Consider the following 240-nt stretch of genomic DNA (forward strand, 5'->3'; position numbering starts at 1 on the left):
ATGCCTTCGACCTGGGTGCTGAGATTCCGCTGCGTGCGTGGTTGTTCGGGGTGGGTCCGGATGAGCATGTGCTCGTGGTGGTGGTGCATCACATCGCCAGTGACGGTTGGTCCTCTGCGCCACTTGAGCGTGACCTGAAGTCGGCTTATGCGGCGCGGTGTGAGGGCCGGGAACCGGTGTGGGATGCGTTGCCGGTGCAGTATGCGGATTATGCGTTGTGGCAGCGGGAGTTGCTGGGTG

The 240-nt window shown here is 62.9% G+C and carries 1 protein-coding gene; it reads left to right on the forward strand.

Going from position 1 to position 240, the window contains the following annotated elements; all coding sequences use genetic code 11:
• Positions 1–240: condensation domain-containing protein (locus KUM49_RS41675; protein WP_217242165.1), on the forward strand; the 240-nt coding region annotated here is incomplete at both ends.

Origin of the sequence: Streptomyces sp. AC555_RSS877, assembly GCF_019049245.1 — a bacterium.
In the GTDB taxonomy this organism is placed as follows: domain Bacteria; phylum Actinomycetota; class Actinomycetes; order Streptomycetales; family Streptomycetaceae; genus Streptomyces.